Origin of the sequence: Pseudaminobacter soli (ex Zhang et al. 2022) (assembly GCF_014595955.1) — a bacterium.
GTDB classification, from domain to species: Bacteria; Pseudomonadota; Alphaproteobacteria; order Rhizobiales; family Rhizobiaceae; genus Kumtagia; species Kumtagia pseudosoli.
In genome coordinates this window covers 137,601-153,425 of record NZ_JABVCF010000012.1, presented here as the reverse complement: position 1 = coordinate 153,425, position 15,825 = coordinate 137,601, and the positions used below count along the sequence as shown (strand labels likewise).

Sequence of the window (15,825 nt, the reverse complement as noted above, 5' to 3'; positions counted from 1 at the left end):
TAGGCCGGACCAACCGCCGCGTGATGATAACGTTCCCAATGCGCGCATTGAGAGCAGCGCTGCAGCGCTTCGTTGGCAGGCGCTATGCGGGTCATCAGTTGGTTCGGGCAGAAAAAGCGATGGCTCCGGCGGAGGGAGAATCCTGTTGGATCACACTGCCTTGAACGCCAGCACCGCGTTGGTCCCTCCGAAGGCGAAGCTGTTGCTGAGCGCCGCGCGCACCTTGCGCTCCCGCGCGACGTTCGGCGTCACGTTGAGGTCGCAGTCGGGATCGGGGGTCGTGTAGTTTGCAGTGGGCGGAACGATGCCCTCGCGCATCGCCATGATGCAGGCGATCATCTCGATGGCCCCGGCGGCTCCCATGCAGTGGCCATGCATCGACTTGGTCGACGAGACGGACAGCCGGTCGGCATGCGCGCCGAAGACCTGCCGGATGGCGAGCGTCTCCGTCAGGTCGTTGGCCTTGGTCCCGGTGCCGTGGGCATTGACGTAGTCGATATCTTCGGGCGCGAGCCCGGCATCGGCGAGGCAGGCGCGCATCGCCGCCACCGGCCCTTCCACGGTGGGTGAGACGATGTCCGACGCATCGCCCGACATGCCGGTTCCGGCAAGCTCGGCCAGTATAGGCGCGCCGCGTGCCTTGGCGTGTTCGTAGGTTTCGAGCACTGCCATTCCGGCGCCTTCGCCGATGACGAGTCCGTCGCGGTCGGCCGAGAAGGGGCGGCAGGTGTCGCGCGCGACCGCCCGCAGCGCTTCCCAGCCGCGCAGCACGCCAAAGACGATTGCGGCATCGGTGCCGCCGGCCACCATGACGTCGGCGCGGCCGAGGCGGATCTGGTCGGCGGCCACAGAGATCGCATGGTTGGAGGAGGCGCAGGCTGACGTCACACCAAAGACCGGGCCGCGGAGCCTGTAGGCCATGCTGATTTGGCCGGCCGGGGCTCCGGGCATGATCTTGGGGATCGAGAATATGCCGACGCGGGTGCGGCCGTCGTGATAGATTTGCCAGTAGGACTCGTCGCTGGTGGCGGCGCCATAGATGCCGGTTCCGATGACCGCGCCGGCCCGCGATTGCTGCGCCTCGGTGAGTTCCAGTCCGGCCGCCCTGATCGCCTCGCCCGCTGCTATGACGGCGAAGATCGAGAAGCGATCCATCGTCGCCAGTTGCTTGCGGTCTATGTCGTGCGGCGGCAGTTCCTTGATCTCGGCGCCGATCTTGATCTTGAGATCGTCCGCCCGAGCGTTGGTGATGGGCCCGATTGCCGAGCGGCCCTCCCGCATTCCTTGCCAGATGGCCGGCACGTCTGCACCGAGGCCGCAAAGACCGCCAAGGCCGGTGATGACGATCCTCTGACGCGCCATGTCAGCCGTTTTCGGCCGTGAGGCCGCGGACGGCATCCACGATGTCGCCGACGCTGCTGAGCTTACTCCACGCCTCGGCTGTGCTCATTTCGATTTCGATGCCATAGGCCTCTTCGATGTCGAAGATGATCTCTGTGAGTTCGAGAGAGTGGATGCCCAGATCAGTCAGTTCCGTATCCGGCGTGATCTCGCCGATTCCGGGATCGGCATGAGGCGTGATCTTGGCGATGATTTCCCGAGCAAGCTGGTCCATTGTACCTCCCACTCCAGGCGCCGCTTGCCGCAGACGCTCTTCTATCTCGCATCCAAAAAGGGTCCTAAGGACCGCAGTTCACAAGATAAACGCACGATAACTCTGGCAGGTATAGAAATCGTGCGCCCGCAACGCAACAACCGAAGTGTATTGGGGTGAACTGCACGCCACGGGACAAGGTTGCATTGAACTTACTGCGTGCCAATCGCCGAGGCGTGGGTAAGGGTCGACTTCCCTGATGGGACCGAGCCGGTTACGGGCAAGCCGATTGGTAGGGGAGGAAAGGATGCTCGAATTGCGTCCCAACTGCGAATGCTGCGACCGCGACCTATCGCCGGATTCTCCAGACGCCAGGATATGCACTTACGAGTGCACCTTCTGCAGCGACTGCGTCGACCGGGTGCTTGGAGGCGTGTGCCCGAACTGCGGCGGAAACTTCGTCGCGCGGCCGATCCGGCCAGCAGCGATGCTGGCAAAAAATCCCGCCGCCACCAAGCGCGTGTTGAAAGCCGAAGGCTGCCTTCCAGTAGCTCCTCGGGCAGCGTGAGCTTGATGGCCCTTTTCGGCGGGCGACGTGACCGCGACCTTACCTGAACTCGACCGGCACGCCGGGCTTGACGCGTCGCGACAGGTCGATGGCGTCCCAATTGGTAAGCCGAACGCAGCCGTGGCTCTGCGTCTTGCCGACTAGGGCAGGATTCGGCGTTCCGTGAATGCCGTAGGTTGGCTTGGAAAGATCGATCCAGACCAGCCCGACGGGGTTTTTGGGACCGGGTGGCAGTTCCAGCGGCTTGGTGTTGTGCCCCTGCTGGAAGTTCTTTTTCGGGTCGTAGCTGTAGGGCGGTTCTTTGGCGACGCCTTTGACCTTATAGGAACCAGATGGCGTCGGGGTCTCGGTGCTGCCGATGCTGGCGGGGTAGGCGGCCACCAGTTCGCCGCCTTCGCCGAAGGCTAGCACCCGCCCCGCCTTGCGCTCGACCGCGATGCGGGAAACCTTTGCTTCGGCTGGCCTTTCGACTGCCGCGATCGTAATTCTTGTCCCGGGCCTGGCGAAGTCGGCGTGAGGATTGAGCTCGGCGAGGAGATCTTCGTCCATGTGGAAGCGCGCCGCGAGCATCTCGCGTGGACCGCTGTAGCCGAGCCACTCCATTCGGGCCATTTCTCCATAGTCCTCAGGGACGTCGCGGACGTAGAGCTGGTTCTGGTCGGCCTCGGTGATCGTATAGGTCGTCAGCGCGGGGCCATTGTCGCGTTGAATGGCGGCCCAGAACTTCTCATCGATCTGACCATCCGCCTGCAGGTCGTTGAACTCTTCGAACGTGCCTACGGCTTCCTTCAAATTATCGCCTGGGACGCCGTCGATCACACCCGGCGAGAAGCGGGCCCGGTCGAGCAGCACCTGGACGCGGACGATGAAGGGATCGGGCCCATCCCCTTCCTTGTCCCACTCCGATGGGGTCGCAGTATTGACCGCCTGGGGCGTCAAGTCGGCGCCGCTGGCGTACGAGCACATCAAGATGACGGCTGAAAAGGCGATTGCGAGCTGCCGCATTCATGGCCTCCACAGTTATGCCGGCCACAGCAGGCGACTGACTACTAACAAGGATTTTCGGCGCAAAGTTCCAGGATGAGGGGGCTGAGACCGACCGGCGACCGTCTTTGGACTCGTGTTGCGACGCACGTGAGTTCGGGGTGTTCCCACCCGTCTCTGTCGCTCACCTGTTGGTGGGCGGCTTCGCAGCCGCGTAGATCAGAACCCCGTTCGCATTGTCGAACTCGACGGCGAGTATGTCCTTCACCAGAACCTGACGCGAGTCGAGGGCGTGATAGAGCATCGCGTTGCCCTCGATCTCGTTCCGCAACTGCTTGATCTCGCGCTTGTGCTCCTCGAGCTTGGATTCCACTTCGGGCGGCGGCCCGCCTTCCATTCGGCTCGAATCCGTCAGGAACACGATCTCGACCTTGTCGAGCTTCGATACCTTTCGCACGGTCGTGGTGCTTTCGGCCGTCTTCTCGATCGCAGAGATCACCTTCTGCGGCTCGGCGGCGGCGCGGGCCTGCTCTTCGTGCACTTGCGAGCCGACGATGGCATCCACCGCCTCCTGGTTGAGCGAAGCTTGGGCGTGCGATGCCCCGGTGGCCAGGAGAGGCACCAGGAACGCGGCAAGCCTGACCTCATGGCGGATGTGGATCATGTTGGCCATTCTCCCGTTCGGTTCGACGACTATCGTCGGGCGAACGCAAGGCCGGCTGAACTGTTCCCGAACTAGCCCACTGCGGTGGTAGCACCGCGGGAGTGGACGCTGCGCCGCCTCTACTTCTGTGAGTCGGGCAGCGGCTTCAGGCTGCGCAGATAGAGAACCACGGCATCGAGATCCTCCGGCGTCATCTTTGCCAGATAGGGATAGGGCATGGGCGGCAGCATCGGCGCGCCGTTCGGCCGCACGCCTTTGGTGATCATCGCCTTCAACTCTTCGTCGGTGTGGGCGGCTATGCCATCCTCGCTGGGCGTGATGTTGGACGCGACCGAGATGCCCCAAGGCCCGTGAAACTGGAAACCGCCCTGGCCCGGCACGGTGTCCACCATCGGACCCTTGGGTCCCATGGGCGTGTGGCATTCCATGCAGTGCGAGATCGGGCCGGCGAGATAGGCACCATACTCTACAGTAACTCCGCGCTCGGGCGCCTCGACGCTCTCGACCGGCGGTCCGTAGGCCGGCGGCAGGGAAATGCGGTATTCGGATTCTGGCGATTCCTCGTTCACCGCCGGCACGGTGCGGAGGAAGGCGACGATCGCCGCAAGGTCCTCATCTCCCAGGCCGCGGTACATCGTGATGGGCATCGGCGGACCAATCACGCTGCCATCGGGACGGATGCCTTCGCGGATCGCTCGCGCGAACTCGGCGTCGCTCCAACTGGCGACCCGTCCGCCGGGTGTGATGTTGGCAGCATAGGCGGTGAAGTGCTCGTTCTTCTCTACGAGACGTCCCGCCAGTTCCTTCGACATGTCGAAGCCCTCAGGCCCAAGCGGCGTGTGGCAGTTGCCGCATCCCGCAGGGCCCCTGACGAGGTATTCGCCGCGCTGCATCTGGGTTTCGGCTGCCGCCGCTCCGGTGACGCCTGCGCCGATCAGCGCGCAGACGACGATGTGCTTCAGGTTCATGCTTCCCCCTCCCGCTGGACCCCGCGCTCCGCGCGCAGTAGCCGTTTTCCGGCATATTCGGTCCAATTCTAAGTGTGGCGGGCTTGTGACCTTGCGTCAACCGCCGGTTGAGGCTCCACGGTGGTTCGATCGCTTTGCCATGAGCTTCAAGTCATACTTGGAAATAGTCTTTGCAGGGTCCATCATTGCAGCCATGAACAGACACCTGTTGAAACGGCAACTGACCTCCTATGGCGAGGACTACGCTGCCTGGTGCGCCGAGCAGGGCGCGCTCCTGCGTGAGGGGCGACTGGCCGACCTCGATCGCGAGAACCTTGCCGAGGAGATCGAGAGCCTGGGGCGGAGCGACAGAAAGGAGATAAGGAACCGGCTGGAAGTTCTGGTACGCCATCTCTTGAAATGGCAATTGCAGCCCCACAAGCGGAAAGCTGGATGGCAATTGACCATTCTTGAGCAGCGGCGCCAGATAAGTGCCCTGACAGAGGAAAGCCCTAGCCTGAAGAACGTACCGACCGAGGTTCTCTCGTGGTCCTATGATCTTGCTCGATTGAAGGCTGCCGCAGAGACGGGCCTTCGGAAGGCCGTCTTACCGGTCGAGTGTCCGTTCAGCATCGAACAGATTCTCGATGAATCATTCCTGCCGGAATGATCGGATCAAGCCGGCCGGGAGCGAGAATCCTTCTGATCCGTGTTTCGAGTGCGGCGACAAAAGCTTAAAGATCGCCACCGAGTACTTGGTCAACTGCGAGTATCGTGTCCCAATACCGGTTGATCGCCCAGCGAAACCTCCATCCGTCTAACCCGCTTCCTTTGGAGGAACTCCCATGCAACGGCTGCAAGGCAAATCGGCACTGATCACCGGCGCCGCGCGCGGAATAGGCAAGGCCTTCGCAGCCGCCTATCTGGCCGAAGGCGCGATGGTGGCGATCGGCGACATCAACATCGAGGCGGCCGAGCGCACGGCCGGGGAACTGGGCGAGGGCGCCTATGCGGTGAAGCTCGACGTGACCGACCTCGCCTCCATCGAAGCGGCCGTGAAGGCGGTGGACGATCGCACCGGCGGCATCGACATCCTCATCAACAATGCCGCACTGTTCGATCTGGCGCCGATCGTCGAAGTCACCAAAGAGAGCTACGAGCGGCTCTATGCGGTGAATGTGTTCGGCACGCTGTTCACGCTGCAGTCCGCGGCGCGCTCGATGATCGCGCGTGGCAAGGGCGGCAAGATCATCAATATGGCGAGCCAGGCCGGCCGCCGCGGCGAGGCGCTGGTCGCGGTCTACTGCTCGACCAAGGCCGCGGTAATCTCGATCACCCAGTCGGCCGGGCTCGACCTGATCAAGCACGGAATCAACGTCAACGCCATCGCACCCGGCGTAGTCGACGGCGAGCACTGGGACCATGTCGACTCGCTCTTCGCCAGATACGAGAACCTGCCGATCGGCGAGAAGAAGCGGCAGGTCGGCAAGGTGGTGCCCTTCGGCAGGATGGCCACCCCCGCCGACCTCACCGGCATGGCTGTGTTCCTGGCGAGTTCCGAAGCCGACTACATCGTGGCACAACCAATGCAGATCCACCGCCTTGAAGCGGTGGTCCGCGGCACTTGACCGTTTGTCGTGTCCGCGCCGGAAAGACAGGACAATGACCGCCATAGAGACTGGCGCGAAAGCGCCGGCAAGCCCATGGCGCGACGAGATTCGCGCAACGCTCGCGTTGAGCTGGCCGATGATTCTGACCAATCTCGGCCAGGTCGCGATGAACGCGACCGATGTCCTGCTCATGGGCCGGATCGGCCCAGAGACCCTGGCCGCAGGCGCGCTCGGCTCCAACCTCTACTTCGCACCCTACATCTTCGGCCTCGGTCTCGTCCTGGCGACGTCCCCCATGATGGCGACCGAACTCGGGCGCCGCCGCCATTCCGTCCGGGACGTGCGGCGCACGGTCCGGCAGGGCCTGTGGGTCGCCGTCTTCGCCTGCATTCCGATCTGGCTGTTTCTCTGGAACGCCGAGCACGTTCTGCTCGCCATGGGGCAGGAACCCGCGCTTGCGGCGGATGCAGCCCACTACCTGCGCTGGCTGCAGTGGGCCGCACTGCCCTTCTACGGGTATATCGTGCTGCGTTCCTTCATCTCGGCGCTGGAGCGACCGGGATGGGCGCTGGTGGTCGTCTTCGCCGCCGTGGCGCTCAACGCACTGCTCGCCTGGGCGTTGATGTTCGGCCGGCTCGGGCTTCCGGATATGGGCATAGCCGGTGCCGGACTCGCCACCTCACTGGCGAGTTTCGGCATGTTCCTCGGCATGGCATTAGTTGTGTCGCTGGAGCGGACCTTCCGCCGCTATCACCTTTTCGGCCGCTTCTGGCGCCCCGATTGGCCGCGCTTCCTGGCGCTGATCAAGCTCGGCCTGCCGATCGGCGGCATTCTCCTGTTCGAGGTCTCCGTCTTCAACGTCGCGGCCTTGCTCATGGGACTGATCTCGGCGGCTTCGCTCGCAGCCCATTCGATAGCCATGCAGATCGCCTCGATCACCTTCATGGTTCCGCTCGGCGTCAATCAGGCGGTGACAGTGCGGGTAGGCCTGGCTCTCGGCGCGCGCGATCCCGATGGCATCCGCCGCGCTGGATGGACGGCGCTCGTGATCGGCGTCGGCTTCATGGCGCTGATGGCACTGACGATGATCTCGATTCCCGAGCTTCTGATCGCCGCTTTCGTCGATCTCGGCCGACCGGAGAATGCGGAGGTGGTCGTCCTGGCGGTCACCTTCCTGGCCTTCGCTGCCCTCTTCCAGATAGCGGACGGGGCGCAGGCGGTCGGTGCAGGCATGCTGCGCGGCCTGCACGACACGCGCATGCCGATGGTCTACGCAGCCCTCGGATATTGGGGCGTCGGCCTGCCGCTGGGCGTGCTGCTGGCGTTTCCGCTCGGCCTCAAGGGCAGCGGCATCTGGATCGGGCTGTCGATAGGACTGGTCGTGGTCGCGATACTGCTGATGCGGCGCTGGCTGATCCGCGAGCGCCTCGGCCTGACCAAGGAGAGCCGGGCATTCGATTGAGGATTCCGGCGCCAGGTTCCGCGGCGTTGGAAGTCGCGGCGGAATAAGTCTACATTGAAGGCATGACCCGGGATGAGCTCATCGCCAGCCTGATCAGCCAGGATGAGGACCCCACTCACCCCACGAACGCGCGCTCGACGACGAAGTCGCCGGGATGGCTGACCGAGCCCTCGCGGAAACCGAGCGCTTCGACGCGCTCCTTGACGTCCTTCAGCATGTGCATGGAGCCGCAGATCATCACGCGGTCATTGGCCGGATCGAGCTTCTCGATGCCGAGGTCCTCGTAGAACTTGCCGGAGTCCATCAGCGCGGTGATGCGGCCCATGTGCGGTGAGGTTTCCCGGGTGGTCGTGGAATAGAGCGTCACGCGCCCGGCCGCGAACTCGCCGATCAGAGGATCTTCGACAATGCTCGCGACGAGCTCCTGGCCGTAGACGAGTTCGTCCCGGTCGCGGCAGGTGTGAGTAACCACGACCTGCTCGAATTTCTCGTAGGTCTCCGGGTCGCGCAGCAGGCTGGCGAAGGGCGCGAAGCCGGTGCCGGTCGAGATCATGAACACCCGCTTGGCCGGCGTGAGCGCGTCGACGACGAGCGTGCCGGTGGCCTTCTGGCGCATCAGGATCGGGTCGCCGGGCTGGATCTTCTGCAGTTCCGAGGTCAGCGGACCGTCCGGCACCTTGATCGAGAAGAACTCCAGTTCCTCGTCCCAGGCCGGGCTGGCCACCGAATAGGCGCGGAACACCGGCTTCTCGGCATTGGGCAGGCCGATCATGACGAACTCGCCGGAGCGGAAGCGCAGCGACTGCGGCCGCGTGATCCGGAACGAGAACAGCCGGTCGGTATAGTGCCGGACCGACACCACCGTCTCGACATAGACGTTGGCCGGGACCGGGAAGGCCAGGGGCCGGGCGTCGGTCTTGCCGAGCACCAGGGGAGAATTCATCGCGCGCCTCTTCGCGTTTGCTTCGGGGCGCGGTGTCTCCGAGCAGGCGGAGATCGAATGTCCGCGCGCTCTTGCGCATGCCCGGTAGGTGAAGCCGTGATACCGGAGGTAATTAGTATACAAACGAGTTTTGGGTCAACGTGCGGATAGAAAACAGCTTTCCAATATGGCAGCGGCCTGTAGACGCAGCGTCTCAGTTGGGTGCCGATTGGAGAATTCGGCGGCGAAGACCCGTTTCCGTATCAGTACACGGTCCGCTCTGGAGGTCGATTTGGGGTTTTCCGGGGGAGGACAGGCGGGAAGCTCAGACGATCTTGGAAAGCAGCTTGATCAGCGTCAAGGCCTCGCGTTCCGAAAGCGGCGACAGCGTCTCCTTGCTGATCGCGGCGGCGCGCGGGATGAGTTCCTCGACGACCCGGCGTCCCTCGTCCGTGAGCCGTACCATCAACCGCCGCTTGTCGGACACGCTTTTCTGGATCTCCACCAGACCGCGCGCCTTGAGCCGGTCGATCACGCCCTTCACCGTGGCGGCGTCCATCGCGATCAGGGCACCAAGCTGGTTCTGCGAGGTCTCGCCAATGTCGCGCAGGCGGGCGAGGGCGGCGAACTGCGGCGGCGTCAGGTCGGCGATGCGCGAGGCGAAGATCGCGACATGCCGCTGGTGCGCGCGCCGCAGGAGGAAGCCGATCTGATCCTGCAGGCGATATACGTCGGACGGCTCGGCGTCGACGAGTTTCAGCACGTTGTCTTCGCCGGTCATGCTGGGAAACTCCGGTGGGCGAGGACGGACCCTCGAGGCATTACACGGCTCGACTCGGCTAAGCTGGTCTCGGTTTCGTTGGTCAGAGCCGGCAAAATATCCCCCGCCACCCTCGCATCTCCCGCCAGAAACAGCGCCGCCGCGATGATCAACTCTCGTCGGCGCAAATCCTCCGCCACAGACAACCCACGCTCCAGCGCCTCCGCAATCTCCTCCGCAGTAAGCGTGCCGACGCCCACCGTGACGGGAATGCCGCCCAGATCGCTGTCGGGCGCGATTTCACGCGCCGGCTGCCGCTGCACCGCCGGGTGACCGGGCAGGTCGACGGCATTGGCGATGATGGTCGCGGCGGCGTCGGCTTCAGCGCCTATCCGCGCCAGCACCGTGACGGCATCGGCGATGCCGAGCGAGAAACTGCGGCCCCGCCAGCCGCTGGTGGCGACGCCGCGCACTTGTTCGTCCGCGCGCACGACGATCCGGTCGGCGAAGCCGTGGCCCGTGCCGGCGATGGCCAGCGTGAGTTCCTGCCCCGACGCAAGATGCAGCGCGATATCGCCGCCATTGTTCACATAGGCGCGGTCCAGGAGGCGACCCGAGATCATCGCCGCCATGACCTCGTCGGCCACCGAACCGGCGACCGCAGCCATCGGCGTGATGAAGTTTTCGGCCAGCGGCGTCGTGGCAGCCTCCATTCGCCGGGCCGTCGGTCCTCTGAACGCACGGCTGCCTTGCAGCGAGGACGGCCGCCGCAGGTCCGGCAGTTCGTCCACGAGTTCCGCTAGCACCGTCTGAAACCGTCTGACCGCTTGAGCGTAGGCCGCTGAAATCTGATCCGGCCTGCCGAACGCCTCAACGATCAGGTCGATCGGCCCGTGGTGGAGGTGGAGCCGCCTGCCGTCGGGCAGCCAGCGGGCGGACGGAGCTTCCATCATGCCGCTCCGGTGTGCCGAAGCTGCTGCAGCGGCGGCCAGAAATTATCCCGCGATGCAATCTCGCCATGGCGAGGATTGAGATACTCGCCGCCCCTGGCGAGGACGTCCTCCACGGTCCGGATGTCAGACTCGTAGCCGCCGAGCGCGAGGTAATCGTCGCGCCTGAGCGTGAACTCGATCGGGGCGACCAGCGCCGGCGTCGGCACGTAGCCGAAGGCGCCGTCTGGCACGCGCATGACGTCGACCATCAGGGTGATGCCGCCGCCCGGCCACACATAGACCGGCGCGCCGCCGACGGTCACATAGGTCTGCAGCCGCTGCACGGAGCGGGTGAGATTAACGGGGTTCTCGGTCACGCCCGCGCGCAGCGATCCGCCCGCGCCGCCGACGAACAAGACCGTGCACAGGGCCGGCTCGCAATTCTCCTCGATCAGACTGACCGATTTCCTGAGTCGCTCGGGAAAAGGCTTCTCCACCGGCCTGAGCGCCTCATCCAGCTCGAAATAGGCGAACTGCTCGCCGGTGGTCGAGACCATCAGCAGCGACAGGCCGGGCCGGGCGCCTTTCTTCGGGTTCCAGTCGCCGAGGATCGACAGCGGGTCGGAGATCGTCGTCCCGCCCCATCCGAGTCCCGGTTCCGACACCTTGAAATAGCGCCCGGGCGTCGAGCGCCTCCCCAAGATCTTTATCCCGGTGTCCTGCCAGCCTAGCACCTTGCCGGCCTGGTGCTCGGAGACGACGCCGGTGATGTGGTCGTCGACCACGACCACCTCGTCGACTAGGCCGCGCCATTGGGTGGCGAACATGCCGATCGTGGCCGAGCCGCAGCCGACCCGCATCCGGCTCTCGCGTTTACCGTCGATCACCGGCGCCTTGCCGGCCTGCACGATGAGGCTGGCGCCGCCGTCCACCGCGAGCTCCACCGGCTTCTTGTTGCAGAGGTCGAGCAGGGTGTCGCAGGTGACCCGCCCCTCCGATTTCGAGCCGCCGGTGAGATGATGCACGCCGCCAAGCGACAGCATCTGCGAGCCGTATTCGCCGGTGGTTACGTGGCCGACCGCCTCGCCCTGGGCGCGCACGGTCGCGGTCTCCGGCCCGACGAAGCGGTCGGTGTCGATCTTCACCTTCACGCCGCAGTAGGAAAAAATGCCCTCCGTCACCACCGTGACGAGGTCGACGCCCTCGACCTCCTGGCTGACGATGAAGGGCGCCGGCTTGTAGTCGGGATAGGTCGTGCCGGCGCCGATGGCGCTGACGAAAGGGCGGGAGGTGTTGACCAGCGAGCCGTCCCAGTCTGGCGCTTCCGCGCCGAACGGCACGAGGGGAGTATTGCTCGCGGCGGCGTATTCCAGGACGCGCAGCGGATCGCAGCGCAAGATCTTCCCGCCGGCATTCGCATAGCGGTCGCAGGCGCCGGTACGGCCCTCGGCGATGTAGCACATCACCGGGCAGGCGTCGCAGCGGACTTTTTCCGCCACCCGCTTGGCGCCGGGATCGTGGGTGTCGAAGCGTTCGGCGAGTTCGCTCATGGAATGCTCCACCCTCCCCTCAAGGGGGAGGGATCCGCGCGCTCCTTCTTCCTCAGCGCTGCCAGCACCCGGCTGGGCGTCGCCGGCATCTTCGTCACCAGCACGCCGGTCGCGTGGCGGATCGCATTGAGGATGGCCGGCGCGGTGGGGATGAGCACGTGCTCGCCAAGCCCCTTGGCGCCGAACGGACCCTCCGGGTCGGGCACCTCGACCAGGATTGTATCGATCGGCGGCACGTCGCCGATGGTGGGGATGAGATAGTCGTGCAGGTTCTCGGTGCGGCCGGGGACGTATTCCTCCATGAGCGCCATGCCGATGCCTTGCGCGATGCCGCCCTCGATCTGGCCTTCGGCGAGCAGTGGGTTGATCGCCCTGCCGACATCGTGCGCGGCGGTGATCCTGAGCAGCCGGACCGTGCCCAGCGCAAGATCGACCTCCAGTTCCGCGATCTGCGCGCCCCAGCCATAGACCGCGTAGGGGCTGCCTTGTCCCTTGCTGTCGAGAGGGGTGGTAGGCGGATCGTAGGTCTCCTCGGCGGCGAAGACGAGGCCGTGTTCGTCCTGAGGAAGGTTTGCAAGCTCGATGCGCCGCACGGCCTCGCCCTCGCCAATCAAGAGCATCCCCGCTTCCAGCGAGAGCGAGGCCGAGCCGGAGACATTGGCGAAGCGCAGGATCTTCTCCCGCAGGCTCCGCGCCGCCTTCTCCGCCGCCTTGCCGCTGACGAAGGTTTGGCGCGAGGCCGAGGTCTTGCCGGCGTCCGGCGTGATCCCGGTATCGGCGCTCCTCAAGCGGAACCGGTCGAGCGGCAGGCCGAGCGCGTCGGCGGCGATTTGCGCGATCACCGTGTTGGAGCCCTGGCCGATATCCACGGCGCCCTGGTGCAGCACCACCCTGCAGTCTGGTGCGATACCAATCCGCATGGTGGAGGGGTTCGGCAGCGAGGTGTTGCCGCAGCCGTACCAGCACGAGGCGACACCCACGCCGCGCTTCACGCCTGAGTGCCTGGTATTGAAGGCATCCGCCTCTTCCAGAGCTTCCTGCCAGCGGGGCTTGAGTGCCTCCAGGCAGGCGAGAATGCCGACGCCGCTGTTCAGCACCTGCCCGGTGGCGGTCTGGTCGCCGTCGCGCAGCGCGTTCCTTAGGCGGAATTCCAGCCGGTCCATCCCGAGCTTGCCGGCAAGCTCGTCATACAGCGTCTCCAGCATGATCGTGGCCTGCGGGACGCCAAAACCGCGGAATGCCCCGGAGATAGGGCCGTGCGTGTGGATTGCCCGCGCGAGCGCGCGATAGTTTGGCGTGCGATAGGGGCCACAGGCGTGTACCGGCACGCGGTTCGCCACCGTCGGTCCCCAACTCGCATAGGCGCCCGTGTTGAAGTCGCCGGAAAACACCATGCCGGTGATGCGGCCCTCGGCATCGGTCCCGATCGTCGCCTCCATGCGGGCTGGGTGGCGCTTCGTCGTCGACATCATGGACTCTTGGCGCGAGTAGGCGAGCGCGGCGGGCCTGCCCGTCTTCAGCGCCAACAGCCCGATCAGCGGCTGCAGCGAGACGTCGAGTTTCGAGCCGAACCCGCCGCCAGTTGCCGTCGGCACGATGCGCACCCTTTCGGGCAGCAGGCCGAGCACTTTTCCCGTGTCGTCGCGGTCGAGATAGGGCGCCTGCGTGCAGGCGGTAATGACGAGCGTTTCGCCTTCCATGCGCGCAAAGCCGGCCTCCGGCTCGATATAGGCATGCTCGACATAGGAGGTCTCGATGCGCTGCGACGCGGTCACGGTCGCGCGTTCCAACGCACTCTCCGGATCGCCCCGCTCGACGAACCCCTTTGTGAGGACGTTTCCGATCCGGTCGGAATGTAGCTTCTGCGCGTCGTCAGCTGCCGCCTCATCGATCTCAAGATAGTGCGGCAGCGGCTCCCAGTTGATCGGGAATTCGGAGGGATCGAGTGCCTCGATCGCCTCTCGCTCTCCCGCGATCAGCGCGACGGCCTCGCCGCGAAAGCGGGCGATGCCTTCGGCCAGCGCCGGCTGGTCGGCGAAGGCCGGTATGGCGCCGAAGCGGTTCTCACCCGGGATGTCGGCGGCGGTGAAGACGGCGGCGATGCCGGAATGGGTTTCCACGAAGGTCTCCAGGTCGCCGAAGGTGAAGTGTGCGTGATGGTGCGGCGACCGGACTACTAGGACGAACAGAGCATCCGACGGGAAGGAATCCGCGCCGTAGGCTTCGGTTCCGAGGACTTTCGGGATGCCGTCAAGGCGGACCGGCGAGGCGCCGACGGCATGGCCGGCCTCAGGCATGCGGAAAGTTGCGCGGATCGAACAGGCACCCCCCTCTGGCCTGCCGGCCATCTCCCCCTCAAGGGGGGAGATTCGGCCGTCGTCGATTGCTTCGCCAATCTCCAGCGTCGAAGGCGAAGGCGAGGCCGCGAAGCTGCAGATCTCCCCCCTTGAGGGGGAGATGGCCGGCAGGCCAGAGGGGAGTGTTCCGTGCGGATTGTCATACCAGCGCGCACCCATCACCGCCGATATGATCTTGCGGTAGCCGGTGCAGCGGCAGAGTACTCCGCCCAAGGCATCCTGGACCTGCTCTTCCGAAGGAGCGGCGTTCATCTCCAGCAGCGCGGCAGCCGAGACCAGCAGCCCGGGCGTGCAGATGCCGCATTGCGCCGCGCCATGGGCCAGGAAAGAAGCCTGCAGCGCCGATAGCGTGCCGTTCGCCAGTCCTTCGACCGTGCGGATCGAGGTCCCCTCCGCCCTGGAGGCGGGCACTAGGCACGAACAGACAGCCTGCCCGTCGAGGATCACCGTGCAGGCGCCGCAATCGCCGGCGTCGCATCCTACCTTCGTGCCGGTCAGCCTCAGATCGTCGCGCAGGACGGAGGAGAGCCGCCGAAGCGGAGGGACATAGACGGTGACAGGCTCTCCGTTGACCTCGAAGCGGACGGAAAGCCTGTCCGTGCTCATGCCGCCCATTCCCCTTCTTGAGGGAAATCCGCCACTGCAGCCATAACCGCGCGGGTGGCGATTTCGCGCGCGGCCTCGAGACGGTACTCAGCCGTTCCGCGCACGTCGTCGATGGGCGACAGCTCTGGCATCGGCGCGTCGCGCAATGCCCCACGCAAGTTGGCTCCGCGATGCAGGCCGACGATAGCCCCCTCAAGGCCACCAAGGCGCCGGGCTACCGGCGAGCAGGCGCCGACCGTAATGGCGGCCATCGCTATGGTCCCGTCGGAAGCGGTTTCGATGCGGGCCGCCGCCATGGCGATCGAGATGACGAGATAGCGCCGCGCCCCAAGCTTCACGAAGGCGGACTGGCCTGCGCTGGCTGCTTTCGGCACACGGATCGCCGTCACGAGTTCGTCCTTGCTCAGCGCGGTGCGCCGGTTGCCGAGGATGAACTCGTGGAGGGGAACATGGCGCGCTCCGGCGAGGGACCGAAGCTCCACCTCCGCACTGAGCACCATGAGTGCAGGCACGCCGTCGGCTGCCGGCGAGGCGTTGCAGAGATTGCCGGCCACCGTGGCGACATTCTGGATCTGAACCGACCCGACGTCGCGGCCCGCCTGCTTCAGGGCGTTGAAGGAAGGAGGAAGGTCGGCGCCAAGCACCTCCGTCCAGGTCGTACGGGCGCCAAGCACCCAGTGATCCGAAGTCTCTGTGATGCCTCGCAGATCAGATAACCCAGCGATATCAAGGACGTTATCCCGGATCGGCCGTGATCCCTGGGCCGGATAAAAATCGGTCCCGCCGGAAAGCACCCGCCACTCGCCCTCGGCCAGCAGCGCGAGAGCGTCCTCGACCTTCTCGGGTTTCGCGTAGCGGGTCACGCAATG

General features: G+C 65.2%; 15 protein-coding genes. 4 read left to right on the top strand and 11 right to left on the bottom strand.

The features are described from left to right. Positions 1-150: 150 nt before the first annotated feature. Both HUI96_RS21425 and HUI96_RS21420 read right to left on the bottom strand, forming a co-directional pair. Complete coding sequence (locus HUI96_RS21425) at positions 151-1,362, bottom strand: beta-ketoacyl-[acyl-carrier-protein] synthase family protein (RefSeq protein ID WP_188256724.1); 1,212 nt, start codon at positions 1,360-1,362, stop codon at positions 151-153. A 1-nt stretch (position 1,363) separates the two neighbouring features. Beyond that, positions 1,364-1,615 carry an acyl carrier protein gene (locus HUI96_RS21420; RefSeq protein ID WP_188256723.1) on the bottom strand — a complete coding sequence of 84 codons (252 nt, stop codon included), beginning with the start codon at positions 1,613-1,615 and terminating at the stop codon, positions 1,364-1,366. Between the two features lie 286 nt (positions 1,616-1,901). On the opposite strand from HUI96_RS21420, the gene HUI96_RS21415 reads away from it, so the two are divergent. After that, a complete protein-coding gene (locus HUI96_RS21415; protein WP_188256722.1) occupies positions 1,902-2,162 on the top strand; it encodes a DUF1272 domain-containing protein in 261 nt (86 codons plus the stop codon). Between the two features lie 39 nt (positions 2,163-2,201). Here the strand turns inward: HUI96_RS21415 and HUI96_RS21410 are convergent, their stop codons facing one another. The 3 genes from HUI96_RS21410 to HUI96_RS21400 form a co-directional block, all read right to left on the bottom strand. Further along, the gene (locus HUI96_RS21410; protein ID WP_188256721.1) at positions 2,202-3,167 is read right to left on the bottom strand and encodes a L,D-transpeptidase family protein; all 966 of its coding nucleotides are present in this window, start codon (positions 3,165-3,167) and stop codon (positions 2,202-2,204) included. A gap of 163 nt (positions 3,168-3,330) precedes the next feature. Beyond that, positions 3,331-3,819, bottom strand: a complete 489-nt coding sequence (locus tag HUI96_RS21405) for a hypothetical protein (protein WP_188256720.1) — start codon at positions 3,817-3,819, stop codon at positions 3,331-3,333. A 110-nt stretch (positions 3,820-3,929) separates the two neighbouring features. After that, entirely contained in the window at positions 3,930-4,778 is an 849-nt protein-coding gene (locus tag HUI96_RS21400; protein WP_188256719.1) for a c-type cytochrome, read from the bottom strand. Between the two features lie 139 nt (positions 4,779-4,917). Here HUI96_RS21400 and HUI96_RS21395 point away from each other — a divergent pair, with 139 nt between their 5' ends. The 3 genes from HUI96_RS21395 (at position 4,918) to HUI96_RS21385 (ending at position 7,829) form a co-directional block, all read left to right on the top strand. Continuing rightward, positions 4,918-5,427 (top strand): DUF29 domain-containing protein, encoded by a 510-nt coding sequence (locus HUI96_RS21395; RefSeq protein WP_237684281.1) that lies wholly within the window; start codon positions 4,918-4,920, stop codon positions 5,425-5,427. 175 nt (positions 5,428-5,602) lie between these two features. Beyond that, on the top strand, positions 5,603-6,385 hold the full coding sequence (locus HUI96_RS21390) for an L-iditol 2-dehydrogenase (protein WP_188256718.1): 783 nt from the start codon (positions 5,603-5,605) through the stop codon (positions 6,383-6,385). 34 nt (positions 6,386-6,419) lie between these two features. Beyond that, positions 6,420-7,829 (top strand): MATE family efflux transporter, encoded by a 1,410-nt coding sequence (locus tag HUI96_RS21385; protein WP_188256717.1) that lies wholly within the window; start codon positions 6,420-6,422, stop codon positions 7,827-7,829. Positions 7,830-7,944: 115 nt separating this feature from the next. Here HUI96_RS21385 and HUI96_RS21380 read toward each other — a convergent pair whose 3' ends face one another. The 6 genes from HUI96_RS21380 to HUI96_RS21355 form a co-directional block, all read right to left on the bottom strand. Next, on the bottom strand, positions 7,945-8,772 hold the full coding sequence (locus HUI96_RS21380) for a ferredoxin--NADP reductase (protein WP_188256716.1): 828 nt from the start codon (positions 8,770-8,772) through the stop codon (positions 7,945-7,947). A gap of 304 nt (positions 8,773-9,076) precedes the next feature. Continuing rightward, positions 9,077-9,532, bottom strand: coding sequence for a MarR family winged helix-turn-helix transcriptional regulator (locus HUI96_RS21375; RefSeq protein WP_188256715.1), 456 nt, complete (start codon positions 9,530-9,532; stop codon positions 9,077-9,079). Then, positions 9,529-10,461: a UPF0280 family protein gene (locus HUI96_RS21370; RefSeq protein ID WP_188256817.1), complete on the bottom strand. Its 933-nt coding sequence runs from the start codon at positions 10,459-10,461 to the stop codon at positions 9,529-9,531. Before HUI96_RS21370 ends, HUI96_RS21375 begins: the two co-directional genes overlap by 4 nt. Beyond that, entirely contained in the window at positions 10,461-11,993 is a 1,533-nt protein-coding gene (locus HUI96_RS21365) for a 6-hydroxynicotinate reductase (protein ID WP_188256714.1), read from the bottom strand. The genes HUI96_RS21370 and HUI96_RS21365 overlap by 1 nt, the downstream gene beginning before the upstream one ends. Next, complete coding sequence (locus HUI96_RS21360; protein ID WP_237684280.1) at positions 11,990-14,956, bottom strand: molybdopterin-dependent oxidoreductase; 2,967 nt, start codon at positions 14,954-14,956, stop codon at positions 11,990-11,992. Before HUI96_RS21360 ends, HUI96_RS21365 begins: the two co-directional genes overlap by 4 nt. Further along, on the bottom strand, positions 14,953-15,819 hold the full coding sequence (locus HUI96_RS21355; protein ID WP_188256712.1) for an FAD binding domain-containing protein: 867 nt from the start codon (positions 15,817-15,819) through the stop codon (positions 14,953-14,955). The genes HUI96_RS21360 and HUI96_RS21355 overlap by 4 nt, the downstream gene beginning before the upstream one ends. Between the last annotated feature and the right edge of the window lie 6 nt (positions 15,820-15,825).